This is a genomic window from Micromonospora sp. WMMD734, from assembly GCF_049178975.1.
Taxonomy (GTDB): domain Bacteria; phylum Actinomycetota; class Actinomycetes; order Mycobacteriales; family Micromonosporaceae; genus Micromonospora; species Micromonospora wenchangensis.
This window is the reverse complement of the sequence record NZ_JBMHMK010000001.1, coordinates 70,761-94,960: the sequence shown is the minus strand read 5'-3', so window position 1 is coordinate 94,960 and position 24,200 is coordinate 70,761. Positions and strand designations below refer to the sequence as shown.

At 73.0% G+C, this 24,200-nt stretch carries 21 protein-coding genes; 1 reads left to right on the top strand and 20 read right to left on the bottom strand.

Going from position 1 to position 24,200, the window contains the following annotated elements:
- Positions 1-263: 263 nt before the first annotated feature.
- The 16 genes from ACN267_RS00495 to ACN267_RS00420 form a co-directional block, all read right to left on the bottom strand.
- Positions 264-1,331: a polyprenyl synthetase family protein gene (locus ACN267_RS00495; RefSeq protein WP_204959517.1), complete on the bottom strand. Its 1,068-nt coding sequence runs from the start codon at positions 1,329-1,331 to the stop codon at positions 264-266.
- A complete protein-coding gene (locus ACN267_RS00490; RefSeq protein ID WP_281895091.1) occupies positions 1,328-2,770 on the bottom strand; it encodes an alkaline phosphatase family protein in 1,443 nt (480 codons plus the stop codon). The genes ACN267_RS00495 and ACN267_RS00490 overlap by 4 nt, the downstream gene beginning before the upstream one ends.
- A gap of 64 nt (positions 2,771-2,834) precedes the next feature.
- Positions 2,835-4,043 carry a metabolite traffic protein EboE gene (gene eboE / locus ACN267_RS00485; protein ID WP_204959519.1) on the bottom strand — a complete coding sequence of 403 codons (1,209 nt, stop codon included), beginning with the start codon at positions 4,041-4,043 and terminating at the stop codon, positions 2,835-2,837.
- Complete coding sequence (locus tag ACN267_RS00480; protein ID WP_204959520.1) at positions 4,043-4,897, bottom strand: TatD family hydrolase; 855 nt, start codon at positions 4,895-4,897, stop codon at positions 4,043-4,045. The genes eboE and ACN267_RS00480 overlap by 1 nt, the downstream gene beginning before the upstream one ends.
- Positions 4,898-5,500: an EboA domain-containing protein gene (locus ACN267_RS00475; protein WP_204959521.1), complete on the bottom strand. Its 603-nt coding sequence runs from the start codon at positions 5,498-5,500 to the stop codon at positions 4,898-4,900. It abuts the gene before it with no gap.
- Between the two features lie 37 nt (positions 5,501-5,537).
- Positions 5,538-6,458, bottom strand: a complete 921-nt coding sequence (locus ACN267_RS00470) for a sugar phosphate isomerase/epimerase family protein (protein WP_204959522.1) — start codon at positions 6,456-6,458, stop codon at positions 5,538-5,540.
- Complete coding sequence (locus ACN267_RS00465; RefSeq protein WP_204959523.1) at positions 6,455-7,369, bottom strand: SCO3242 family prenyltransferase; 915 nt, start codon at positions 7,367-7,369, stop codon at positions 6,455-6,457. Before ACN267_RS00465 ends, ACN267_RS00470 begins: the two co-directional genes overlap by 4 nt.
- The gene (locus ACN267_RS00460; RefSeq protein ID WP_204959524.1) at positions 7,366-8,514 is read right to left on the bottom strand and encodes an inositol-3-phosphate synthase; all 1,149 of its coding nucleotides are present in this window, start codon (positions 8,512-8,514) and stop codon (positions 7,366-7,368) included. Before ACN267_RS00460 ends, ACN267_RS00465 begins: the two co-directional genes overlap by 4 nt.
- A 458-nt stretch (positions 8,515-8,972) precedes the next feature.
- Positions 8,973-10,181, bottom strand: coding sequence for a Gfo/Idh/MocA family protein (locus ACN267_RS00455; RefSeq protein ID WP_239485537.1), 1,209 nt, complete (start codon positions 10,179-10,181; stop codon positions 8,973-8,975).
- A gap of 20 nt (positions 10,182-10,201) precedes the next feature.
- Positions 10,202-11,257, bottom strand: coding sequence for a substrate-binding domain-containing protein (locus ACN267_RS00450; RefSeq protein ID WP_204959525.1), 1,056 nt, complete (start codon positions 11,255-11,257; stop codon positions 10,202-10,204).
- Between the two features lie 128 nt (positions 11,258-11,385).
- On the bottom strand, positions 11,386-12,507 hold the full coding sequence (locus ACN267_RS00445; RefSeq protein ID WP_204959526.1) for an ABC transporter permease: 1,122 nt from the start codon (positions 12,505-12,507) through the stop codon (positions 11,386-11,388).
- Positions 12,508-12,538: 31 nt separating this feature from the next.
- Entirely contained in the window at positions 12,539-14,146 is a 1,608-nt protein-coding gene (locus ACN267_RS00440) for a sugar ABC transporter ATP-binding protein (RefSeq protein WP_239485538.1), read from the bottom strand.
- Positions 14,143-15,321, bottom strand: a complete 1,179-nt coding sequence (locus tag ACN267_RS00435) for an ROK family transcriptional regulator (RefSeq protein WP_204959527.1) — start codon at positions 15,319-15,321, stop codon at positions 14,143-14,145. Before ACN267_RS00435 ends, ACN267_RS00440 begins: the two co-directional genes overlap by 4 nt.
- Positions 15,322-15,660: 339 nt before the next feature.
- Positions 15,661-16,800 carry a YihY/virulence factor BrkB family protein gene (locus ACN267_RS00430; protein WP_421487655.1) on the bottom strand — a complete coding sequence of 380 codons (1,140 nt, stop codon included), beginning with the start codon at positions 16,798-16,800 and terminating at the stop codon, positions 15,661-15,663.
- Positions 16,801-16,948: 148 nt separating this feature from the next.
- The gene (locus ACN267_RS00425; RefSeq protein WP_204959529.1) at positions 16,949-17,140 is read right to left on the bottom strand and encodes a DUF397 domain-containing protein; all 192 of its coding nucleotides are present in this window, start codon (positions 17,138-17,140) and stop codon (positions 16,949-16,951) included.
- Positions 17,131-17,934: a helix-turn-helix domain-containing protein gene (locus ACN267_RS00420; RefSeq protein WP_281895068.1), complete on the bottom strand. Its 804-nt coding sequence runs from the start codon at positions 17,932-17,934 to the stop codon at positions 17,131-17,133. Before ACN267_RS00420 ends, ACN267_RS00425 begins: the two co-directional genes overlap by 10 nt.
- A gap of 289 nt (positions 17,935-18,223) precedes the next feature.
- Here ACN267_RS00420 and ACN267_RS00415 point away from each other — a divergent pair, with 289 nt between their 5' ends.
- Positions 18,224-18,469: a flavin reductase gene (locus tag ACN267_RS00415; RefSeq protein ID WP_204926328.1), complete on the top strand. Its 246-nt coding sequence runs from the start codon at positions 18,224-18,226 to the stop codon at positions 18,467-18,469.
- Between the two features lie 216 nt (positions 18,470-18,685).
- On the opposite strand, the gene ACN267_RS00410 is transcribed toward ACN267_RS00415, so the two are convergent.
- From ACN267_RS00410 to ACN267_RS00395, 4 genes are all read right to left on the bottom strand, one after another.
- Positions 18,686-19,324: a hypothetical protein gene (locus ACN267_RS00410; protein ID WP_421487654.1), complete on the bottom strand. Its 639-nt coding sequence runs from the start codon at positions 19,322-19,324 to the stop codon at positions 18,686-18,688.
- Entirely contained in the window at positions 19,324-21,198 is a 1,875-nt protein-coding gene (gene dnaG, locus ACN267_RS00405; protein WP_421487653.1) for a DNA primase, read from the bottom strand. Before dnaG ends, ACN267_RS00410 begins: the two co-directional genes overlap by 1 nt.
- Before the next feature lie 86 nt (positions 21,199-21,284).
- Entirely contained in the window at positions 21,285-22,928 is a 1,644-nt protein-coding gene (locus ACN267_RS00400) for a BCCT family transporter (protein WP_421487652.1), read from the bottom strand.
- Between the two features lie 146 nt (positions 22,929-23,074).
- On the bottom strand, positions 23,075-23,908 hold the full coding sequence (locus ACN267_RS00395; protein WP_421487651.1) for a siderophore-interacting protein: 834 nt from the start codon (positions 23,906-23,908) through the stop codon (positions 23,075-23,077).
- Between the last annotated feature and the right edge of the window lie 292 nt (positions 23,909-24,200).

Genomic DNA, 24,200 nt, shown 5'->3' with positions numbered 1-24,200 from the left:
AGGTCGCTCGCCGAGGGGTTACCGCGCCGCCGGTTCACCTTGACGAAACATGCCCGTGATGCCACAAACATTAATGGTGACCTATATCAATGTCCATACCCTCTGCCCACCGGTGTGGGTTTTCATCAGATGAAGACCCCACCCCGGCCACCCGACACCCGCACGGGAACCCACATACATCTGATGAAAGACCGGCCGCCGTGCCGGCCCCGCCGCGCCGGGGTGCCCACCCCGCACCGCCGCAGGGGCCGGGGCGGGACGGCTCAGTGCTGCCGGTGCACGGCCTGGTCGGCCAGGGCGGCCAGCGCGGCACGGGCCGGCTCCGCCAACGGCACCTGGCCGAGCGCCACCCGGGCGGCATCGGCCCGGACCCGGATCAACCGCTCGATCTTCTCCCGCGCCCCGGTCGCCTCGATGATCGTCCGCAGCTCGGCGGCGCCCGCCGCGTCCAGCTCCGGATTGCCGAACAGGTCCCGCAGCCGGGCGGCCTGGGCCCGGTCGGCGGCGTCGCGGGCCATCGCCATCATCACCGTCGGCTTGCCCTCCCGCAGGTCGTCCAGGATCGACTTCCCGGTCACCGCCGGATCACCGAAGACACCCAGCACGTCGTCGCGGAGCTGGAACGCGTCACCCAACGGATCACCGAAGTCGACGAGCGCCGCGATCAGCTCCGCCGGGGCCCCGGCCAGCGCCGCACCGATCTGCAACGGCCGGGTCACCGTGTAGCGGGCCGCCTTCATCCGGATCACCGTCAGCGCGCTGGCCACCGAGCCGTCCCCGACCCCGGAGACCAGGTCCAGGTACTCCCCCGCGATCACCTCGGTACGCATCCGGGCGAAGACCCGGTAGCCCTGCCAGATCTGCGCGGAGGTCATCCCGCACTCGTGGAACATCTGATCCGACCAGGCCGCGCAGAGGTCCCCGCAGAGCAGCGCGGTGTTGCGGCCGTACGTCTCCGGGTCGCCGCGCCACGCCGAGCGGGTGTGCAGCTCGGCGAAGACCCGGTGCACCGACGGCGCACCCCGGCGGTGGTCGCTGCCGTCGAGGATGTCGTCGTGGATCAGCGCGAACGCGTGGAACAGCTCCAACGCCGCCGCCGCCACCACGATCGGGCGGTCGTCCACGCCCCCGGCCCCCCGCCAGCCCCAGTAGCAGAACAGCGGACGCAGCCGCTTCCCGCCGGCCAGCACGAACCGGTGCAGGGCGGTGAAGATGCCGCGCGGGGCACCGTCCGGCCAGTCCGGGCCCTGCCGGTCGAGGAACGCCACCAGCTCGGCGTCGAAGCGGGTACGCAGCTCACTGGCGTCGGTCGGGGCTGCGGTGAGCGTCACCGCCGCTCCCCCGCGCCCGGCGGGCCGGTCGGGGCCGAGGCCGCCCCGTCGGCACCGGCACCCAGCCCGGCCAGCTCCAGCAGCAGTGCCTTGACCTCGGTCGCGGCGAAGGTGTCCCGGGCCAGCGACGGGTCGGAGCAGAGCAGCACCGGGCCGTCCGCCGGGTCGGCCGGCAACCGGCCGTGCGAACCGCGCACCGCCCGCGCCCCGGCGTCCAGACCCACCACGCTCATCAGGTAGCGCATGCCGAGCTTCTTACGGGCCAGCGCCACCCCCGCCCGCCGCTTCGCCGCACCCGGCGCGGCCGGGTCGAAGAACAGCTCCGCCGGGTCGTACCCGGGCTTGCGGTGGATCTCGACGTTGCGGGCGAAGTCCGGGGCGCGGGCATCGTCGAGCCAGTAGTAGTAGGTGAACCAGGAGTCCGGCTCGGCCACCAGCACCAGCTCACCGGCCCGCTCGTGGTCCAGCCCGGCCGCCGCCTTGCCCTCGGCGTCGAGCACCTCGGCCACCCCGGGCAGCCCGGCGCAGAGCTTCGCCACCGCCGCCACGTCCGCCGGGTCCTTCACGTAGACGTGGGCGACCTGGTGGTCGGCCACGGCGAACGCCCGCGACGTCCACGGGTCCAGGTACTCCATGCCATCCTGGGTGTAGACCCGCAGCAGCCCCTCGGCACGCAGCAGCCGGTTGACGTCCACCGGGCGGGAGACGTCGGTGATGCCGTACTCCGACAGTGCCACCACCGTCGCGTCGGCGGCCCGCGCGGCGTCCAGCAGCGGGGCGAGCACCGCGTCCAGCTCCGCCGCGGCGGCGGCGGCCCGGGGCGAGGACGGGCCGAAGCGTTGCAGGTCGTAGTCGAGATGCGGGACGTAGACCAGGGTCAGGTCGGGGGCGTGGTCGGCGAGGATCCGCTCGGCCGCCCGGCAGATCCACCGGGACGACGGCAGCCCGGCACCCGGCCCCCAGTAGGTGAACAGCGGGAAGGTGCCCAGCGCGTCGGTGAGCGTGTCGTGCAGCTCCGGCGGGTCGGTCCAGCAGTCCGGTTCCTTGCGCCCGTCGGCGTAGTAGATCGGGCGGGGCGTGACCGTCCAGTCGACGTCCGCGCCCATCGCGTACCACCAGCAGACGTTGGCCACCGTGTAGCCGGGCTCGACCCGACGGGCCGCCTGCCACACCTTCTCCCCACCGACCAGCGCGTGGTGCTGCCGCCACAGCAGCACCTCACCGAGGTCGCGGAAGTACCAGCCGTTGCCGACGATGCCGTGCCCGGACGGCTGCTCACCGGTCAGCAGGGTGGCCTGCGCCGAGCAGGTGACCGCCGGCAGCACGGTGCCCAGTCCGGCGGAGAAGCCCTGCTCGGCGACGGCGCGCAGCCGGGGCATGTGGGCCAGCAGCCGGGGGGTCAGGCCGACCACGTCCAGCACCACCAGCCGGCGGCTCATGCCGACACCCCGCTGCGTCCGGCGCGGCGGTGGCGCCTCGTCGTACCGGGTCGCTGGCGCTCGCTCATCGTGGTACTCCCAGGGTCGTCGGGACGGCTCGCCCGGCCGGGGTGAGGCCGAGGGTGACCAGTTCGTCGCGGGCGAACGCGAGTTCGGCGGCAATGCCCACGGCCAGTTCCGCGTCGGTGCGGGGCCGCCGCGCCGCCGGCAGCACCCCCCACGTGTACGTCTCGACGTCCAGGTGGTCGCAACCGGCCGTCGGGCCGGCGAGCAGCGCGGCCAACGCGGCGCGCAGCACCGGCAGGGTGGAGGTCAGCGGCGGCTCGGGTGGGGCGTGCAGCGGCACGTGGTAGTGCACCCGCCAGGCCCCGGGCAGCCGCGCGGCCAGCGCCTCGTCCAGGTCGTCGGCCGCGTACGCCGGATCGGCCGGATCGGCGGCGTGGGCGCAGCCTGCGGTGCGGGTCTGGTGCAGGAACCTCGGCTCCACCCAGCGGCCCAGCGCCTCGGCGTCGGCGACCGGGTCGGCCGACTCCAGCGCGGCGGAGACCTGCACCTTGACCACCGGCAGCCCGGCGGCGCGCAGCCGGGCCAGCGCCGCGACGGGCTCCTCCCAGGCGCAGGCGAGGTGGGCCAGGTCGAGACAGATCCCGAGCCGGTCCGGGTCCAGGTCGGTCAGGAGCGCGGCGGCCTGCCCGCTGCTCTCCACCACGCAACCCGGTTCGGGTTCGAAACCGACCCGCACCACCCGGCCGGTGTCCCGTTCCACCTCGGCCAGGCCGGTCGTGAGCGCGTCGAGCCGGCGACGGGACGCCTCGGCGTGCGCCGCGTCCCAGGGGTGTCGCCAGGCCAGCGGCAGGGTGGAGACCGAACCCCGGGCCGCGTCGTCGGGGAGCAGGTCGGCCAGGATCCGGGCCAGGTCGAGGGTGTAACGCAGCCGCTGCCCGGTGGTCCAGTCCGGGTGGTACACCGCGCCCTTGACCACCGGGGCCTGGAAGGCCGCGTACGGGAAGCCGTTGAGGGTGACCACCTCCAGCCCCCGGTGGGTCAGCTCGGCGCGCAGCCGGCGACGGGCGGCCGGGTCGGCGGCCAGTTCGGCGGCGACCGGGGCGGCCAACCACAGCCCCAGGCCGAGCAGGTCCGCGCCGAGCGCCTCCCGCACCGGCAGGGCGTACGTGTCGAGTTGGGCGAGGATGCCGGCAGTGTCCTCGGCCGGGTGCACGTTGGTGCAGTAGCCGAGGTGGACGGTGCTGCCGTCGGCGTGCCGCAGCCGCATCAGTCGCCGCCGCGCAGGATGGAGTTGCCCTCGAAGGTGCCGCTGGCCGGGGTGTCCAGGTCGGTCAGGTCGAGCCGGCCGGATTGCCCGTAGAACTCCACCGGGTTGCGCCAGAGCACCAGGTCGACGTCGTCGTCGGTGAATCCGGCGGCCAGCATCGCCTCGCCGGTGGCCCGGGTGAGCAGCGGGTCGGAGCGGCCCCAGTCGGCGGCCGAGTTGACCAGCATCCGCTCGGTGCCGTACGTGCGCAGCAGCTCCACCATCCGCGGCGGCGACATCTTGGTGTCGGGGTAGATGGAGAAGCCCAGCCAGCAGCCGCTGTCCCGGGCCAGTTTCACGGTCACCTCGTTGAGGTGGTCCAGGGCCACCCGGCCCGGCGCGATGCCGCTCTCGGCGACCACCGCCAGGCTCCGCTCGACGCCGCGCGCCTTGTCCCGGTGCGGGGTGTGCACCAGGGCCGGCAGGTCGTGGTCGACGGCCAGGGCGAGCTGGGTGGCGAACGCCTCGTCCTCGGCCGGGGTCATGTCGTCGTAGCCGATCTCGCCGACCGCGACCACGGCGTCCTTCTCCAGGTAGCGGGGCAGCAGGTCGAGCACGGGCCGGCAGCGGGGGTCGTTGGCCTCCTTCGGGTTCAGCGCCACGGTGGCGTGGTGCCGGACGCCGAACTGGCCGGCCCGGAACGGTTCCCAGCCGATCAGCGAGTCGAAGTAGTCGGCGAACGAGGCGGCGCTGGTGCGCGGCTGCCCCAGCCAGAAGGCCGGCTCGACCACGGCGCGGACCCCGGCGGCGGCCATCCGCTCGTAGTCGTCGGTGGTCCGCGACGTCATGTGGATGTGGGGGTCGAAGATGCGCATTCACGCCTCCCTGATGGTGAGCCGGTCGAGCAGTGCGGTGGCGTCGGCGGGGAGCTGCCGGCCGGCGGCGTGCCGTTCCGCGGCGAGCGCGGCGAGCATGGTGGCCAGTTCCCCGTCGGCCCGGTCGTCCAGGTCGGCGACGACGGCCAGCGGGACCCCGATGAAGACGCACTTGAGCACCGCCTGCCGCCAGGCGTCGGCGGCCAGGTGCCGGGCGTACGGGCCGAGCGCGGCGGCGACCAGCCGGGTGTCGTTGGTGCGGATCGCGTCGTGCAGCAGCGGCACCCCGGCGTCGTCGATCGGCAGCAGCGGCAGGGCCTTGAGCACGGCCCGCTTCTCGGCGGCGTCGCCGTACCGGTAGACCTGCTCGACCTGCCCGGCGGCCCGGTCGGCGGGCAGCGCGACCAGCAGCAGCGCGCGGGCCGCCTCGTCGGCGCTCCAGCCGGGGGCGTCGGGCAGGTCGTGCCGGCCGCACCGGCGGGCGGCGGCCGGGAAGTACCGCGCGACCGTGTCGGGCTCGGCCGCGACGTGCCGCAGCGCGGTGTCCAGCCAGTCGGGACCGGGTGCGCCCGCCAGCGCGGCCCGCAGTCGATCAGGTGTCATCCGTCTTCCCTCCCCAGGTACGTTCGGTCGGCGGTGGTCAGTCCGCCCCGGTGGTGCCGGCGGGCACGGGTGGCGTGTCCACCGCGAGACCGGCCTGCCGGGCGGCGGTACGCAGGAAGTCCAGCGACCGGGCGGCCACGGTGGGCGCGGCGTGCGAGTGCCGGGGCAGCTCCACGGCGACGAGTCCCCGGTAGCCGCCGTCGGCCAGGGCCCGCAGCACCGGCGGGAAGTCGATCTCGCCGGTGCCGAACTCCAGGTGTTCGTGCACGCCCCGGCGCATGTCGTCGATCTGCACGTTGACCAGGTGCTCGGCCACCTGGCGTACGCAGTCGGGCACGGTCGCCGACTCCAGGCAGCGGCAGTGTCCGATGTCGAGGGTGATGCCGAAGCGGGCCGGCTCGCCGAGGGCCCGGTGCAGCCACCGCCAGCCGGCGATGTCCTCGACCAGCATCCCCGGTTCCGGTTCGAAGCCCAGGGTCACCCCGGCCCGGTCGGCGGCGGCCACCACCGTGGCGCAGCCGGCGACCAGCCGGTCCCGGGCCACCTCCACCGGGACGTGGCCGGGCCGGACCCCGGCCCAGAACGAGACCGCCTCAGCGCCGAGGTCCGCGCCGACCCGCACCGCCCGCTCCAGGAAGTCGATCCGGCCGGCCGCCTCGTCGTGCAGCAGCGTCGGGGCGTGCTTGCGCCACGGGTCGAGCAGGTAGCGGGCACCGGTCTCGACCACCACGCCGAGGCCCAGCGCGGCCAGCCGGTGCGCCACCGCGTCGACCCGACGGGCCAGCCCCGGCGCGTACGGGTCGAGGTGGTCGTGGTCGAGGGTCAGCGCGACCCCCTCGTAGCCGAGGTCGGCCAGCACGGTCAGGGCGTCGTCGAGCCGGTGGTTGGCGAACCCGTTGGTGCCGTAGCCGAACCGCAGCCGCTGCCCGGGCGTGGTGGTGGGCGGTGGGGTGGTCATGTCGGGGAGAGCTTCCGGGCCAACCGGCCGCCCAGCGGCGCGGCGAGCGCGACCAGCGCGCCGACCAGCCCGGCGCCGGCCCGTGCGGTGAGCGCGCCCTGCAACGAGGGCAGCCCGGTGATGCCGGCCCCGACGGCGGCCCGGACCCGGCCGGCGGTGGGCTCGGCGGCGACCCGGGCCTGCGCGCCGCCGTACCGGGCGACGTACCAGCCGGCCAGGCCGACCGGCAGCGCGGCGGCGACCATCCCGGCCAGGGGACGCGGGGCCGGCTCGGCGGCCCGGGGGCGCGGGGAGGCGGCGGCGCGGCGGGGCAGGGTGGTGGCGGCCAGCGCGACCAGGGCGGTGCCGGCGAGGGTACGTCGGGGCAGCGCCGCGTCGGCGCCGCTGACCTCACGTCGGGACAGGGCGGTGACCGTCCAGGTGTGCGCGGCGACGGTGAGCGCCGCCGGCAGCGCCCGCACCGGCCGGCCGGGGGACGCGCCGAGCAGCACGTCCAGCCCCCGACAGGCGGCCATCACGGCGGGACCGGCGGCGGTGTTCTTCGCCGCCAGGTCGTACCCCCAGATGGTGGCGGCGAGCGGGAGCGCGACGGCCGCGGCCCGACGACCGCCCACGGCGGCGGCCAGGCCCAGGCCGGCGGCGGTGAGCCCGGCGGCGACCCCGGCGGCGGCGGCCGGGCTGATCCGGCCGCTCGGGATGGGCCGTTCCGGGCGTTCCTCGGCGTCCAGCCCCCGGTCGGCCCAGTCGTTGGCGGCCATCCCGGCCCAGTAGAGCAGCACCGACGCGCCGGCCAGCCCGGCGGTACGCGGGCCGAGCACCCCGGCCGCCGCCGCCCCGGCCACCAGGTCACCCGGTACGGACAGCGCGGCCGGCGCCCGGACCAGCTCGGCCAGGTCGGCCAGGCTGGTCACCCGGCACCGCCGGCGTGCAGCTCGCTGGCGAAGTCGACGAGCCGCTGCCACTGCGCGCTCAGCGAGTGGGTGGGCGAGTCGATCGGGTCCTTGAAGAAGAACGCCAGCTCGGGCAGGGGGCCGACCCGGCCGGCGGCGTGCGCGGCGGCGGTGAGTCGGGCCAGGTCGAGCACCAGCGGGGCGGCCAGCGCGGAGTCGCAGCCGTGCCAGGTGAACTCCATCCGCATTCCGGTGCCGAGGAACCCGGCGAAGGTGATCAGATCCCAGGCGGTCTTGAAGTCGCCGAGGTCCTCGACGTAGTCGATGCGGGTGCCACCCTGCGGCACGTAGCCGAGGGTCTCGCCGAGGACCCGCTGCTTGCTGTCCACCTTGGCGGCGTTGGCGCCCGGCTCGGCCAGGGTCGCCCCGTCGCCGCCGCCGAGCAGGTTGACCCCGGACCAGGACCGCACCGCCAGGTTCCGCATCGCGAACATCGGGGCGAGCACCGACTTGACCAGGGTCTCCCCGGTCTTGCCGTCGTGCCCGGCGTACGGCAGGCCGCGCTGGGCGGCCAGCGCCGCGAGCGCCGGCAGGCGCAGCCCGGTGGACGGGGTGAAGTCGACGTACGGGCAGCCCGCCTCGACGGCCGCGTACGCGTAGAGCGAGCTGGGCGGCAGCACCTCGTCGGGGCCGGCGAGGGCGGCCCGCAGGGCGTCCGGGTCGGCGTGGCCGGGGTGCGCGGCGGGGGCGGGTTCGGTGGCCGAGACGTTGACCACCACCACCCGGTCCAGCCGGTGCCGGTCGCGGAACGCGGTCAGCTCGGCGGCGATGGCGGCGGCCCGGTCGGCCTGGCTGCCGCCGGTGGGCGCGGGCCGCAGGTCCTCCTCGACGGCGGTCAGGTCGGCGGTGAGCGCGGTGGCCAGCCGGCCGGGCAGCACCCCGGCGGCGGCGAGTGCCTCGGCCCGCTTGGTCAGCGGGGTGGTGGCCACGTCGTGACCGCCGAAGACCAGGTCGGCGAAGGTGGGCAGGGCGGGCCCGCGCAGGTCGGGCAGTTCGGTGACGCAGCCGGTGGGACCGGTGAGACCGGCCCGCAGGGCGAGGCCCCCGACGATGGCGGTGGTCGCGACGGAACCGCGCGCTCCCACCAGCCAGACACCCGTTCTCATGGTGCTCCCTCCGTCGGGTGGAAACGCTCTGTCGGTGAAGTGGTACGGGTGGGCGCGGGGTGGCCCCGCCCGCCCGCCGTGCGGGATGGCACCGGGCGCGGCGACGATGTCGGCGGCATCGTCTCCGCATCCGGTTCCCGTACGGCGTGCGGACGGGGCTGGTAGGCAGGGCCGGTTCGGCGTCTCGGCCCTGCCTCCCCGCATCCGGCCGACGGCGGCGGCGCGCCTCCGGCCGGACGACTGTGGTCGGTGATCCGGTTTATCGAATCACGCTCATCTATGTTCTAACAGGCGGCCCTCCGGTGCGACCGGGGAATCCCGGTCCGGCCGCACCGGACGGCCGACGTGCGCGTGCCCCGGGCCGACGGCCCGACGCACACCCTCCGGCACCGACCCCGGCCCGGCCGCGGGGCGCAACCGCGGCCGGTCCCTCGCCGGTCGGCGACGGAGGTGGCTGGTCAGACGGCGAGCGCGGCCAGGGCCGGCTCGACGTCGGTCCACTGGGAACCGCACTCCGCCGAACGGGTCACCGCATCCAGCACGAGCTGTACCTGCAACGCGTCGGCGAACGACGGGGTCGGGTCGACGCCGGTGGCGACCGCCTCGACGAAGTCGCGCATCTCGTGCGTGAAGGAGTGCTCGTAGCCGATGATGTGCCCCGGCGGCCACCAGGCCGCCATGTACGGGTGCTCGGCCTCGGTGACCAGGATGCGGGCGAACCCCTGCTCGGCCGTCGGCCGGGTGGCGTCGTAGAACTCCAGCTCGTTGAGGCGTTCCAGGTCGAACACCACCGAACCGAGCGAACCGTTGATCTCCACCCGGAGGGCGTTCTTGCGGCCGGTGGCGAACCGGGTCGCCTCGTACGTGGCCAGTGCCCCGTCGTCGAGGCGGGCCACGAAGATCGCGGCGTCGTCGACGGTGACCGTGCCGGTCGCCGTGGCGTCGCCGTCGACCTCGGCGGCCAGGCCGCTGGACGCGCCCGGCAGCGGACGCTCCTTGACGAACGTCTCGGTCACGGCGCTGACCCCGGTGATCCGTTGCCCGGTCACGTACTGGGTCAGGTCGATGATGTGCGCCCCGATGTCGCCGAGGGCACCGGAGCCCGCCTTGTCCTTCTCCAGCCTCCAGACCAGGGGGAACTGCGGATCGACGATCCAGTCCTGCAGGTACGTCGCACGGACGTGTCGGATCGTCCCCAGCCGTCCTTCGGCGACGAGCTGTCGCATCAGGGCGACGGCGGGCACCCGGCGGTAGTTGAACCCGCACATGGACCGGACCCCGGCGGCTGCCGCGGTGGCTGCGGCGGCGGTCATCGCCCGCGCCTCGTCCACCGTGTTGGCCAGCGGTTTCTCGCAGATCACGTGCTTGCCGGCGGCGAGCGCGGCGAGGGCGATCTCGGCGTGGCTGTCACCTGGTGTGCAGATGTCGACCACGTCGATGTCGTCCGAGTTGACCAGGGCACGCCAGTCGGTGGTGTGCGCGTCCCAGCCCAGCCGGTCGGCTGCCTCGGCGACCTTCGCGGCGTCCCGGCCGCAGATCTTCGCCATCCGAACCCGGGCGGGCAGGTCGTACACCCGGTTCACGGTGCGCCACGCCTGTGAGTGCGCGGCGCCCATGAACGAGTACCCGATCATGCCGATCCGGAGTTCGCTGTCGTGAGTGGACAAGGTGGGTCTCCCCCCGTGTATCAGAACCCGAGCTTGAGGTAGTTGCTCGCGTTCTCCTTGGTGATCGTCTCCGAGGCGAGCACGATCTCCTTGGGCACCTGGAGTTCCACCAGGTCGGACATGCCCTTGCCCTGGGCGATGAGACGCGCCAGGGAGATGGCCGAGGAAGCCATCGACGGGCTGTAGGTCACGGTCGCCTTGAGCACCGTGTTGTCGGCCTGGATGTCCTCCATGGCCTTCTTCGAGCCGGCGCCGCCGACCATGAAGAACTCCTTACGGTTGGCCTGGTTGACCGCGGCCAGGACACCGATGCCCTGGTCGTCGTCGTGGTTCCAGACCGCGTCGATCTTCGGCAGGGCCTGGAACAGGCCGGTGGCCGCCTGCTGGCCGGAGTCGGCGGTGAACTCGGCCGGCCGCCGGTTGGCCACCTTGAACCCGGCCGTGGCCAGGGTGTCGGCGAAGCCCTTGGACCGCTGCTGGGTCAGCTCCAGCGAGTCGATGCCGGGGATCTCACCGATGATCGGGTTGCTGACGCCCTTGGCCTTGAGCTGCGCCACGATGAAGTTCGCGGCGGCCACGCCCATGCCGTAGTTGTCACCCATGATCTGCAGCCGGTAGGCCAGCGCGTCCGGGAACGCCCGGTCCAGGTTGACCACCGGGATGCCGGCCTTCATCGCCTCCAGGCCGAACGCGTTGAGCTCCTTGCCGTCGTGCGGCAGCACCACGATGACGTCAGGCTTCTGGGCGACCAGGGTGGACAGCGCCGCCCGCTGGGCCGCCGCGTCCGCGCCGGCCTCGACGGTCTTGAAGTCCACGTCCGAGTACGCGCCGGCCTGCGCCTTGGCGTTGTTGGTGATGGCGGCGATCCAGCCGTGGTCGGCGGCGGGGGCGGAGAAACCGATGGTGACCTTCTTGCCGGGGGCGGCGTTGCCGCCGTCGGCGTTGTCGGCCGCCTTGGTCTGCGCCGCGGTCGGTGTGGACTCGTTGCTGGTGCAACCGGCGAGGAGCACACCGGCGCCGACCGCCGCGCCGCCGAAGAGCAACCGGCGACGGGACAGGTCACGGGGCTGGGTCATGACGACCTCCAGGAAATGACGGATGGTGGGGGTGAAAAAGGTTGTGCTGATCCCGGCCACCGTCGGTGGCCGCCGGAATGCGATGGTGCGGAGGGTCGGGACGCGCCCGGTGGGGCGACGCGTCCGGGTCAGGCGGGGGTGGTCAGCTTGTTGCGGCTGAGGAACTGGGTGACGCTGCGGAACTGCACCTGCTGGATCAGGACGGCGCCGACGATGATGCCGCCCTTGACCATGTTCTGGGCCTCGGTGGACAGGCCGTTGATGGCGAAGAGGTTGGTGATGGTGGAGAAGATCAGCACCCCGAGCAGGGACCCGATGATGGTGCCCCGGCCACCGCTGAGCAGCGTGCCGCCGATGATGGCCGCGGCGATCGCGTCCAGCTCGTAGAGGTTGGCCATGGCCGCCTGGGCGGAGTTGGCCTGCGCGGTCAGCATGATCGCGGCGATGCCGCAGCAGAGACCGGAGAGCGCGTAGAGCAGCAGGGTGTGCCGCCTGACGTTGATGCCGGCGAGCCGGGCCGCCTCCGGGTTGCCGCCGACGGCGACCGTACGCCGGCCGAAGGTGGTGCGGTTGAGCAGCACCCACCCGGCGGCGACCACGGCGGCGAGGATGTAGACCAGCAGCGGGATGCCCAGCAGGTCGGTGCTGGCGATGCCGTTGATGAAGGAGTTGTTCGACACCTGGGTCTGCTTGCCGGAGATCTGGGCGGCCAGACCCCGGGCGGCGACCATCATGGCCAGCGTGGCGATGAACGCCACCAGCCGCCCGTAGGAGATGAGGATCCCGTTGACCAGGCCGACCGCGACACCGACCACGACCGCCGTGAAGATCATGCCGCCCGCGCCGTAGCTCTGGGTGGCGACCGTGGTCGCCCACACCCCGGCGAGGGCGACGATCGCGCCGACCGACAGGTCGATGCCGCCGCCGATGATCACGAAGGTCATCCCGACGGTGACCACCCCGACCACCGAGGCGAGCTTGAGGATGGTCAGCGTGTTGCCCCACACCCAGTCCGGGTTGGAGTAGAGATCCCAGCGGGTCGCGGCGCCGATCACCACCAGCACCACCAGCACGCCGATCAGGCCGAGGTTACGCTTCGCGCCCTCACCGCCCTCACCCGCCCAGAACGACAACCCACCGGTCCTGGGCTTCTCCTTGAGCGACGCCGTCACCGCCGGGTCTACCGGCGGGGACTGCGCCGGCAGGTCCGCCGGCCGGTCCGGCGTCGCGGTCCCGGTCGACTCACTCATGCCGTCACCTCGTTATGTCCACTGCGCTCGCTCATGCCGGCGCGCCTTCCATCAGAGACCCCGCCATGACGAGGTCGAGCACGGTGTTCTCGTCCAGTTCGCCGGCGGGCGCCTCGCGCACCATCCGGCCCTCCCGCATCACCAGCACCCGATCGGCCAGGCCGAGCACCTCGGGCACCTCGCTGGAGACCAGCAGCACGCCGACCCCCTGGGCGGCCAGGCCACGGATCACCCGGTACAGCTCGGCACGGGCGCCCACGTCCACCCCCCGGGTCGGCTCGTCGAGCAGCAGCAACCGGGTGTCGCCGAGCAGCCAGCGCCCGACCACCACCTTCTGCTGGTTGCCGCCGGAAAGGGTGCGTACCGCCCGGCGCACGTCGTTGGGCCGGAGCTGGAGGTCGTCGGCGATCCGTTCCGCCTCGGCCCGCTCGCGCGCGGCGCTGGTGAAGCCGAGGCGGGCGTACCGGGTGAAGGTCGCCAGGGTGACGTTGCGGTGGATCGGCTCGCCGAGCAGCAACGCCTGGCTCTTGCGTTCCTCGGGGGCCATGCCCATGCCGGCCCGGACCGCCGCGCCGACGCTGCCCGGCCGCAGGGTCCGGCCGCCCATCGTGATGGTGCCGGACTCGGCACGCCGGGCCCCGTAGATCGTCTCCAGCAGTTCCGAGCGGCCGGAGCCGACCAGCCCGGCGATGCCGACGATCTCGCCGGGACGGACGCTGAGCGAGACGTCGGCGAACTCGCCGGTCCGGGTCAGCCGCTCGACGCGGAGCAGCTCCTCGCCGGTGGCGGGCGCGGTCGGGCGGTCCGGGAAGACGTACTCGATGGTCCGGCCGGTCATCCGGGCGACCAGGTCGCCGGTCGGGGTGTTCCGGGCCGGCAGGTTCGCCGCGGTGGTCCGGCCGTCCTTGAGTACGGTGACCCGGTCGCCGATCTCGCGGATCTCCTCCATCCGGTGCGAGATGTAGATGACCGCGATGCCCTGGGCGGTGAGTTCCCGGATGATCCGGAACAGGTTGTCCACCTCGTCGTGCGCCAGCACCGCGCTCGGCTCGTCCATGATGATCAGCCGGGCCTCGTGGGACAGCGCCCGGGCCATGCTGACCACCTGCTTGCCGGCGGCCGGCAGCGCGCGCACCATCCGGCCGGGCGGGATCTCGCCGTGGCCGAGCCGGGTGAGGATCTCCCGGGTACGCCGGGCCATCAGCCCGCGCCTGACGAACCCGGCGACCTTCGGCTCGTGGCCGAGGAAGGCGTTCTCGGCGACCGACAGGTCCTCGACCAGGTCGAGTTCCTGGTAGATGGTGGCGATGCCGGCACGCATGGCGGCCTGCGGGTTGGCGAAGTGCGCCGGTTCGCCACGCCATTCCACCTGACCGGAGTCGGGCCGGTGCACCCCGGCGAGCACCTTGATCAGGGTGGACTTGCCGGCGCCGTTCTGCCCGAGCAGGCAGTGCACCTCGCCGGCCCGTACCTCCAGCTGCACACCGTCGAGGGCGCGGACGCCGGGGAACGTCTTGACCACGTCGGTCAGCCGCAGCACCACCTCACCGGCGACGGTGTCGCCGGGTGCCTCGACCAGCGGGGCCTTGTCCCCGGCGGCGGCCTTGTCCCCGGTGGGGGAGGTCGGTTGCTTGCTCATGATGCCTCCCCGAAGGCGACGTCGCTGGCGAGGACGGCCGCGCCGGCCACTCCGGCGCGCGGTCCCAGCTCGGACAGGACGACCGGCAGGTTGCCGGTGGCCAGCGGCAGCGAACGGCGGTAGACCACGCTGCGGATCTCGGCGAGCAGGATGTGCCCGAGGTGGGCCAGCCCGCCGCCGATGACGATCATCGACGGGTTGGTGAAGCTGACCAGCCCGGCCAGCACCTGCCCGACCCGGCGGCCCCCGTCGCGGATGAGCTGGATGCAGGTGACGTCGCCCTCGATCGCCGCTTCGGCGACGTCGCGGGCGGAGACCGCACCCCGGGCGGCGAGCCGCTCGGCCAGCGCCGGCGAGGTGCCGGTACGCGCCGCGACGGCGGCTTCCCGGGCCAGTGCCGCGCCGCTGAACACGGCCTCCAGACAACCGGCGTTTCCGCAGGTGCAGGCCGGTCCGCCGGCCTCGGCCTGAATGTGTCCGATGTCGCCGGCGCAGCCGTCGGTGCCCCGGTAGACCTCGCCGCTGAGGTAGATCCCACACCCTATTCCGGTGCCGATCTTGACGAAGAGGAAGTCGTCGACCGAGTGGGCCACCCCGCCGTGCCGCTCGCCGATCGCCATGATGTTCACGTCGTTGTCGACCACCGCCGGGCACCCGTGCTCACGGCTGATCAGCTCGCGCACCGGGTAGCGGTCCCAGCCCGGCATGATCGGCGGCGAGACCGGCACCCCGTCGCGGAAGCTGACCGGGCCGGGGACGCCGATACCGACGCCGTTGAGCCGCTCGTACGCCCCATCCACCCGGGCCTTGTGCAGCAGGTCGTTGACCCGGTGCAGGATGGCCTTCGGGCCGGAGCGGATGTCGGCCGGCTCGGCGTACGCGGCGACCGGTTCGAGCCGCCCGTTGACCACCTCGACGTCGATCGAACTGGCACCCATGTCGATGCCGGCGAACCGCAGGTCCGGGTTCAGCTCCACCAGGGTGGACCGGCGGCCACCCCGGGAGGCGGCCAGCCCGGCCTCGGCCACCAGGCCCAGCCCGACCAGCCGTTCCAACTCGGCGAGGAGCCGGGGCCGGGGCATCTGCAACCGGTCGCCCAGCTCGGCCCGGGACGCTGGCCCCTCGTCACGGAGCAGCCGCAACAGCTGCACGTGCAGGGGATCTGCCGTCCGCACGGGACTCACCTCCGCCTCAGGGTTCACATTGACGTCACGCCGTTGTGTTGTGGTCGACACAGTAGGAGACTTCCGTGGCGCATGTCCATAGCTTCGTTCGTTCCTCCGGCAACTTTTGTCCGAACGAACAAAAGCTACTAGTGGATCAAGAAAAGGTTGACAGACCGAGAAATCTCCGCAACGACCTGCTACCGGGGCCCGGCTAGCGCCTCCCCGCAGGCCCCGAACGGGCGGGGGAAGCACTACCCGATCACCCCCGGACATGACAAGACCCCACCCCGCCAGCTCGATCGTGGCGGGGCGGGGTCGGTGGGTCCGGCGGGCCTCCCGGAGGCGGGGTCAGCGGCCGGGGGCGGCGTTGCGCTTCTTGCGCAGCTTGCGGTCGTCGCGCAGCTCGACGTACGGCTCCTCGTCCGGGTCGTGGCCGGCGGCGATCGCCCGACCCCGCTCCAACTCGGCGTCGAACTCCGCACCGAGCAGGATCGCGATGTTGCTCAGCCAGAGCCAGACCAGGAAGATGATCACCCCGGCCAGCGCCCCGTAGGTCTTGTTGTAGGACCCGAAGTTGCCGACGTAGAGGGCGAACAGGCCGGAGACCAGCAGCCAGAGCAGCACCGCCAGCACACCACCCGGGCTGACCCAGCGGAACCCGCCGTGCCGGGCGTTCGGCGACGCCCAGTAGAGGATCGCGAACATCAGGCTGACCAGCACCAGCAGCACCGGCCACTTGGCGATGTTCCACACCGTGACCGCCGTCGAGCCCAACCCGATGGCGCTGCCGGCCTGCTCGGCGAGGCCACCGGTGAAGACCACGATCACTGCGGCGGCGAGCAGCAGCACCCCCACCAGGGCGGTCACCCCGAGCCGGATGGGCAGGGTCTTCCACACCGGCCGCCCCTCCGGCACGTCGTAGATGCTGTTCGAGGCCCGCATGAACGCGCCCACGTAGCCGGAGGCCGACCAGAACGCGGCGACCAGACCGATGACCGCGGCGATACTGGCCAACCCACCCGACTGGCCGGCCTGGTCGATCGCGGTCTCGATGATGGTGCGGATGTTCTCCTCCGGCACCACCTGCCCGACGGTGTCCCGGACCCCGCTGGTGGCCCGCTCGCCGAGCAGACCAAGGATCGAGATCAACACCAGCATCCCGGGGAAGATCGACAGCACCCCGTAGTAGGTCAGCGCGGCGGCCCAGTCGGTCAGGCTGTCCTCCTGGAACTCCCGCCCGGTGCGCTTGAGCGCCGCCTTCCAGTCCGCCCGGTGCAGGTCCGTGGGGCTGTCCGGGCCGTCGTCGGGACCCACCGGCCGGGTACGCGCGTCGGCCTCCCGCCGGTCGCCCCGCTGCCGGTCGCCGGACCCGGGCTCACCCGACGGGCGGTCACCGGAGCGCCGGTCACCCGACCGGTCCCGGTCGTGCCGGGCTGCGGTCACGGTGGCCGCGTCGTCGCGGTCGGCGTGGGTCTCGTCGGAGGCCATCGCCCCTCCTCGGGGATCTGCGGATGTCGCCCTCCGACATGCCCCGCCACAGCCGCCGCCTAACCACCGGGCAGCGGCAGAGGTGACGACAGGCACTCCCCCGCCGCCGGGCGCGCGTGCAACGACCCGGGATCGGGCCGCCGGCCCACTAAGCCCTTCTCGCCGTTGCGCCGACGAATGCCCGCCAGGCGTACGGGTCGAAGGCCAGCACCGGCCCACCCGGGTCCTTGGAATCCCGCACCATCACCACGCCGGATAGGTTGTCAGCCACCTCGACGCAGGCCCCGCCACCGCCATTGCTACGGGTGCTCTTGCGCCACCGGACACCGTTCAGGTCCATGTTTCCGCCACCTCCCCTATCAACTCGATGGACTGCTGCTGGGAAAGTGTCTCACCACGGATCGACTCCCATACCTCAACCACCTCGCGTAGGTAATCGGTGCGGTCGACCACCTGCCCGTGGCGCTGTCCTTCCAGGTAGACGACGTCCTCACCAGTGGGCGAGGTGGCAATGACGAAAGGGCCGTCAAGTCCGGGATAGGCACCGGCGGACAGTGGAACCACCTGGATACGGACTCGCGGCAACGTCGTGCCGAGCTTCACCAGGTGCTGCAACTGCTGACACATGACCTCCGGCTGACCGACATTGCGGCGCAACACGTACTCGTCGATGACGGCGGTGAGCAGCGGCGGCCGGTCCCGGGTGAGCACTACCTGGCGCTCGATTCGCGTGGCCACCTGTTGTTCGATTTCGTCGACGCCGAACAGCCCGGCCCCGACCAGGATGGCTCGGGCATATTCTTCGGTCTGAAGCAGGCCGGGAACATAGAGCGGCTCGAACCAACGGAACGCCCGCGCCTCCGCTTCCACTGCCGTCCAGTCCCGTGCCCAGGGCACCACGGTTTCCCGGCTGATCCGGCGTTGGATTCGTTCGAAGCGGCCGTCGGTGGTGAACACCGTGTCGCAGCGGCGGGCGAAGTCCAGGCTCGGCCGGCGTTCGCAGGTCTCCACCTTGGCGACGAGTGCGCCCGAATAGCTCAGCGCCTCGGCCAGCGCCGCCTGGGACATGCCGTGGCCGGCCCGGGTGAGCCGCAGTTCCTCCGCGAAGTGGTCCAGCATGGACGAGCGTTCCACCAGACAGCCTCCGTACATTGTCGGACCGCCCCGGCTCGACCGGTCCACGCCTGCGTCGTCGGCACGGCGGACCTCCCACCGTAGCCGGGCCATCAACAGACTGTCACCCAGCGGGACCGCTCCCGGGATCGGACGGTGGGCGGAACCAGGCCGGGAGCGTCCGTCGGTGTCGTCGGCGGGCGCTCCCCTCCAGCATCGACGGAGGCTCGACCATGCGACAGGTTCTCGGATCGCGCTACGGATTCCCGGGGCACCCCGGCCCCCGTGCCGGCCGGCCGGGGCGGCGCTGATGCCCCGGTACCGCCCCCACGTGGCCGCCCGCCCCTCCTGGCGTTGCCGGGTGTGCGGGGCGGCCTGGCCGTGCTCGCCGGCCCGGCTGGCGCTGCTCGGGGAGTACCGCGAGGATCGCACCGCCCTGCTGGTCTACCTGGGCCTGCTGTTGGGCGAAGCCATGGACGACCTCGCCAGCCTGCACGACGGTGTCGCGCCACCCGGCCTCACCGACCGCATCGTCACCTGGGCACGGTCCCGGTGACCCGACCACCCCGGCACACCTGACCCCGTCGACCGCTGACGCACGGTTGCGTGGGGATCTGGAGGTCTTCGGCCCTCCCGGGGGCCATTTGCCACCAAGATCCGTCGCGGCAAATCATGATCGACTCAGCGGGGTCGATACAGCGGCATCAGGTCGCGGTGATACCGCTATGTCGCCGACTGAGCGCGATCTCCACCCCACGACCACGCCGAGGGCTCAGAGGTCGGCGGGGGCGGTGGCGGCGCGGGCGGCGGCGACGAGCTGGTCGGTTTCGGCGCGTACGTCGTCGGCGTCGACCGGGGTGCCGGGGTCGTAGCGGACCGTCCAGGTCAGACCGTCGGCCCCGGCCACCCGCCGGGCCGCGATCCGCCCCGAGCCGCCGGGCACCGGGTGCTGCTGGGTGTACGCCACCGAGCGGGTCACCCGGGCCCGCACCTGGTGCGGCAGGTCACCCGGATCGAGCAGCAGGTACGTCTCGGCGGGACCGTCGGCGACCACCAGGTAGCCGTCCCGCTCGGCAACCGTCGCGGCCGGGGTGACCGTCAACTCCCGCCCGGACCAGACGGCCTTGAGGATGTCGTGCCAGCCCAACCGCTGTCCCCGGCCCGGCAGCCAGAGCCCGAGGTTCGTGGCCACCAGCACCCCGCCACCGGCGCCGACCGACGCACCGGCACCGGCACCGGCCGACGTGCCCTCGGCGGGCGACGCCTCGTCGACGGCGGACACCCGGTCGGCGGGCGGTGCGCCGTTACTGCTGCCGTTACCCGTGGCGGCCCAGGCCAGGACGCGTTCACCGGCGGCCAGGGGCGGGCGGACGGCGGACGGCAGCTTGGGCTTGCGGCCGAACAGTCCCATCAGAGTCCTCCTGCGGCCTGCTCGCGCAGGGCCCGCGCGTGCTGTTCCAGCGAGAGCAGTTCCCCGAACAGGGCGAAGTACTCGTCCTTCTGGGTGACCGGGTTGATCCGCTGGATCTTGGACTTGAGGTCCCTGATCCGGGCGGTCACCGAGCCCCACTGCAACCGGGCCATGGTGATCGAGACGTACCTCGGGTCGGGCTCGCCGTCGAGCCGCAGCGGCTCCACGGCCAGTTCGCCGACCAGTGCCTGGGCGGCCAGGTCGGCGCAGGCGTCCCGGACCGCCTCGATCCACACCGCGCCGCCGGCCGCGACGGCCACCCCGCCCGCCGCCGCGATCGCGGTACGCACCGCGACGTGCACCGGGTGCCGGTACTCGGCGGCCCCGACCGCGTCGAACATCGGGCCGGCGAGGACCGGCTCCTGGAGAGCGAGCTTCAACGCCTCCCGCTCGACCATCGACTCCGGACTGTCCACGGCGGGCACGGCGGTACGGCTCCGGCCCCGGGGCGGGGCGGCCCCCTCCCGTTCGCCGGGGGAGTTGGCGGCGGCCAGCACCGCACGCTGCACCGGCTCGATCTCCATGCCGAGGTCACCGGCGAGCTTGCGGACGTACTCGGGACGCTTCTCCAGGTCCTTGATCTTGGCAACCAGGGGCGCGGCCCGGCGCATCGCCTCCACCCGGCCGTCCACCGTGTCCAGGTCGTAGCGGTTGATGACGTGCCGGAGGGCGAAGTCGACGAGCGGCTCGCGGCGGGCCACCAGGTCACGGATCGCCAGGTCACCCTTTGCCAACCGCAGGTCGCACGGGTCCATGTTGTCCGGGCTGACCGCGATGAAGGTACGCCCGACGAAGCGCTGGTCGTCCTCGAAGGCACGCAGCGCGGCCTTCTGCCCGGCGGCGTCCCCGTCGAACGTGAAGATCACCTCACCGGCCACCGCGTCGGTGTCGAGCAGCAGCCGGCGCAGCACGCCGATGTGGTCCGCGCCGAAGGCGGTGCCGCAGGTCGCCACGGCGGTCGGCACCCCGGCCAGGTGGCAGGCCATCACGTCGGTGTAGCCCTCGACCACGACCACCCGGCCCTGCTTGGCGATCTCCCGTTTGGCCTGGTCGATGCCGTAGAGCACGTGCGACTTCTTGTAGATCGGCGTCTCGGGGGTGTTCAGGTACTTCGGGCCGTCGTCGTCGTCGAAGAGTTTCCGTGCCCCGAAGCCGATCACGTCACCGGCGATGTCCCGGATCGGCCACATCAGCCGGCGGCGGAACCTGTCGATCAGGGTGCCCGAGCGCGACGGCCGGGACAACCCGCCGGTGACCAGCTCGTCGTGGGTGAACCCCTGCTGGCGCAGGTGCTTGGTGAGCAGGTCCCAGGCGTCCGGGGCGAAGCCGCAGCCGTACCGCTGGGCGGCGGCCCGGTCGAAACCGCGCCGGGCCAGGAACTCCCGCGCCGGACGCGCGCCGGCCGTGGTGAGCTGCGCCTGGTAGAACTCCACGGCGGCGGCGTGCGCGGCGACCAGCCGCTGCTTCTGCCCCTGCTGCGGGCGGGCCCGGGGGGCCGACTGGTCGTTCTCGACGTACCGGAGCTGGATGCCGGCGCGGTCGGCGAGCCGCTCGACGGACTCGACGAAGGTGAGATGCTCGGCGTCCATCAGGAACTTGATCGCGTCGCCGCCGACGCCGCAGCCGAAGCAGTAGAAGACGTTGCGGGCCGGCGAGACGTTGAACGACGGGCTCTTCTCGTCGTGGAACGGGCACAGCCCCTTGAGGTTGCCGCCACCTGCCGACTTGAGGGTCACCGTGTCCGAGATCACCTCGGCGATGGAGGTGCGCTCGCGGACCAACGCGATGTCCTCGTCCCGGATCCGCCCAGCCATGCGGTGCCACCCCCTCGGCCCTCCATCCTGCCCTGCCGGACCGACGATCCGTCGGGCGGGGGACGGGCGGGTGGCGAACGCCCGGCTCAGCGGGGAGGACGGTGCAGCCAGCGGGTGACCGGAGGCGCGTCCTCCTCGTCGTACGACCGGGCGGCCCGCACGGCGGCGGCCAGCCCGGACCGGCGGTCCCGGTCCGGGTGCGGGTTGACCGTCGGGTCCCGGGCCAGGTCGCGCAGGAGCGCCACGGCGAGCCCGAGCATCACCACCACGAACGGCAGCGCCACCATGATGGTCGCCTGTTGCAGTGCGGCCAGGCCCCCGGCGAGCAGCAGCGCGGCGGCGACCGCCCCGATCAGCACCCCCCAGAGCACCACGAGTACGCGGTGCGGGCGCAGCGCGCCACCCGAGCTGAGCGACCCCAGCACCAGCGACGCCGAGTCGGCGCTGGTCACGAAGTAGAGCGCGATGAGCACCATGGCCAACACGCTGGTGACGGTCCCCAGCGGCAGCGCGTCCAGCAGCCCGAACAGCGCCTGCTCGCTGCCCGCCCCGACGTCCGCCACCAGGTCGCGGGTGCCGCTGGCCTGGGTACGCAGGGCGCTGCCGCCCATGATCGCGAACCAGATCGCGCTGGCCCCGCTGGGCACCAGCAGGACCCCGACCAGGAACTGACGTACGGTCCGCCCGCGCGAGATGCGCGCGATGAAGGTGCCGACGAACGGCGCCCAGGAGATCCACCAGGCCCAGTAGAAGATCGTCCAGGACCCGAGCCAGGCCGGGTCGGAGAACGCGCCGGTACGGGTGGACATGAACACCAGGCGGCTGAGGTAGTCACCGACCGACGCGGGCAGCACCTCCAGCGTGTAGATCGTCGGCCCCACCACGAACACGAAGATCATCAGCAGCACGGCCAGCAGGACGTTGGTGGTGGACAGCCACTTGACCCCCCGGTGCAGGCCGGAGAAGGCCGAGACGACGAAGGCCAGGGTGAGCGCGCCGATCACCGTCAGTTCCACCGCCCGGGTGTCCGGTACGCCGGCCACCAGGTCCAGACCGGCGGCCACCTGGAGCGCGCCGAGCCCGAGGCTGGTGGCCGAACCGAAGACCGTGGCGAAGACGGCGAGCAGGTCGACGGCCCGACCGGCCACCCCGTCGGCCCGCGCGCCGAGCAGCGGGCGGAACGCGGCCGAGATCCGGTTGTCCCGCCCCCGCCGGAAGGTCGAGTACGCCAGCGCCAGCGCGGTGACGGCGTAGATGCCCCACGGGTGCAGCGTCCAGTGGAAGAGCGTGTACTGCATGGCCGCCGCCCCGGCAGCCGGGGTCTGCGCCGCGATTCCGGTCGCCGGCGGCGGCGTGGCGTAGTGCTGGATCGGCTCGGCCACCGCGAAGAAGACCAGACCGATGCCCATCCCCGCGCTGAACATCATGGCGACCCAGGCCAGCGTGTTGAACTCCGGCTGCTCGTCGTCGGCGCCCAGCCGGATCCGGCCGTACCGGGAGGCCGCGACGGCCACCGCGAGCACCAGGAAGGCGTCCGCCGCGACGACGAAGAACCAGCCGAAGGTGCCGATCACCCAGGCCAGTCCGGACTCGCCGAAGTCGGCAAGCGAACCGCGCGCGGACACCCCCCAGAGCACGACCGCCAGCACCCCGCCGACACCCAGGGCGAGCACCACCGGGTCGGGCCGGCCACCCGCCCGCCTACCGACGTCCCGCGCCCGTTCAGCCATGGTCGTATCGTCCCGGCCAGCGGGCCGGCAGCAGGCGGTTTACGCCCATTTCCACGCCCCGTGGAGGGCCGAGGTCGTTAGCCGCACGCCCCGGGTGTCGTCGTTACGTGCCCGCACGCGGCGACGACCGATCCGGATCACCCCGCTCAGCCGACGGCGGCGGCCTCCTCGGCCTCGACCTGCCGGTTCCAGTCCGGCTTGGTGGAGCGCCAGCCCTCGTCGTCCATGCCCTGCCGCCAGTAGCCGGAGATGGACAGCGCCTCCCGGGGCACCGACCGCTCGACCCGCAGCAGCCGCCGCAACTCCTTGACGAAGGTGGCCTCGCCGTGCACGAACGCGTGCACCCGACCGGGCGGGAACTCCAGCTCCCGGACAGCCGCGACCAGTGCCTCGCCGACCGGTCGGCCGGCCCGGTGCAGCCAGGTCAGCGCCACCGCGCCGGGGCTGGGCAACACCTGCTCGTCGGCCGGGTCGGCGATCTCGACCAGGACGACCGCCGGGGCGCCCTCGGGCAGCCGCTCCAGCGCGGCACCGATCGCCGGCAGGGCGCTCTCGTCGCCCACCAGCAGGTGCCAGTCGGCCGTCGGGTCCGGCGCGTACGCTCCACCCGGGCCGACGAACAGCACCTCGTCGCCGGGACGCAGCCGCGCCGCCCAGGGCCCCGCCAACCCCTCGTCCCCGTGGTGCACCACGTCGATGGTCAGCTCACCGGCCGCCGCATCCCAGGCCCGCACCGTGTACGCGCGCAGCCGGGGCCACTGCTCCCGGGGCAGCTCCCGCTTGACCGCCGTCAGGTCCAACGGCCTCGGCAGTTCCACCCCGTCGGGCGGGAAGACCAGCTTGACGTAGTGGTCGGTGAACTCCCCCACCGGCAGCCCGGCCAACTCCTCCCCACCGAGAACGAGCCGGACCAGGTGCGGGGTGGGCCGTCCGGTCCGCACCACCCGAGCCGCAGTAACCATCTTGGAGCGCTCCGCCATAAAACTAAGGTTACCCTAACTCCCCACCCCCCTCCCTCCCCCACCCCACCAGCCTCCACTCCTCACCCGTCCGCGCCCTCACCCCCACCCCCGCTCCTCCGCTCCGCTCCGCGGTGATCAAGAGGTTTGCGTCAACCTCCCCGGTGATCAAGAGGTTTGCGTCAATTCAGCGATCAACTTTGACGCAAACCTCTTGATCAACTGACGCAAATCTCTTGATCACCGGGAGCGAGCGGCGGGAGCGAGCGGCGGGAGCGAGCGGCGGGGACGGGTGCGAGCGGCCCGGCGGGAC

Bases quoted from the DNA above. Each gene is read 5' to 3' on its own strand.
- ACN267_RS00490 (WP_281895091.1), bottom strand. From the start codon at position 2,770: ATGAGCCGCCGGCTGGTGGTGCTGGACGTGGTCGGCCTGACCCCCCGG.
- eboE (WP_204959519.1), bottom strand. From the start codon at position 4,043: ATGCGGCTGCGGCACGCCGACGGCAGCACCGTCCACCTCGGCTACTGC.
- ACN267_RS00480 (WP_204959520.1), bottom strand. From the start codon at position 4,897: ATGCGCATCTTCGACCCCCACATCCACATGACGTCGCGGACCACCGAC.
- ACN267_RS00475 (WP_204959521.1), bottom strand. From the start codon at position 5,500: ATGACACCTGATCGACTGCGGGCCGCGCTGGCGGGCGCACCCGGTCCC.
- ACN267_RS00470 (WP_204959522.1), bottom strand. From the start codon at position 6,458: ATGACCACCCCACCGCCCACCACCACGCCCGGGCAGCGGCTGCGGTTC.
- ACN267_RS00460 (WP_204959524.1), bottom strand. From the start codon at position 8,514: ATGAGAACGGGTGTCTGGCTGGTGGGAGCGCGCGGTTCCGTCGCGACC.
- ACN267_RS00450 (WP_204959525.1), bottom strand. From the start codon at position 11,257: ATGACCCAGCCCCGTGACCTGTCCCGTCGCCGGTTGCTCTTCGGCGGC.
- ACN267_RS00445 (WP_204959526.1), bottom strand. From the start codon at position 12,507: ATGAGTGAGTCGACCGGGACCGCGACGCCGGACCGGCCGGCGGACCTG.
- ACN267_RS00440 (WP_239485538.1), bottom strand. From the start codon at position 14,146: ATGAGCAAGCAACCGACCTCCCCCACCGGGGACAAGGCCGCCGCCGGG.
- ACN267_RS00430 (WP_421487655.1), bottom strand. From the start codon at position 16,800: ATGGCCTCCGACGAGACCCACGCCGACCGCGACGACGCGGCCACCGTG.
- ACN267_RS00425 (WP_204959529.1), bottom strand. From the start codon at position 17,140: ATGGACCTGAACGGTGTCCGGTGGCGCAAGAGCACCCGTAGCAATGGC.
- ACN267_RS00415 (WP_204926328.1), top strand. From the start codon at position 18,224: ATGCCCCGGTACCGCCCCCACGTGGCCGCCCGCCCCTCCTGGCGTTGC.
- ACN267_RS00410 (WP_421487654.1), bottom strand. From the start codon at position 19,324: ATGGGACTGTTCGGCCGCAAGCCCAAGCTGCCGTCCGCCGTCCGCCCG.
- dnaG (WP_421487653.1), bottom strand. From the start codon at position 21,198: ATGGCTGGGCGGATCCGGGACGAGGACATCGCGTTGGTCCGCGAGCGC.
- ACN267_RS00400 (WP_421487652.1), bottom strand. From the start codon at position 22,928: ATGGCTGAACGGGCGCGGGACGTCGGTAGGCGGGCGGGTGGCCGGCCC.
- ACN267_RS00395 (WP_421487651.1), bottom strand. From the start codon at position 23,908: ATGGCGGAGCGCTCCAAGATGGTTACTGCGGCTCGGGTGGTGCGGACC.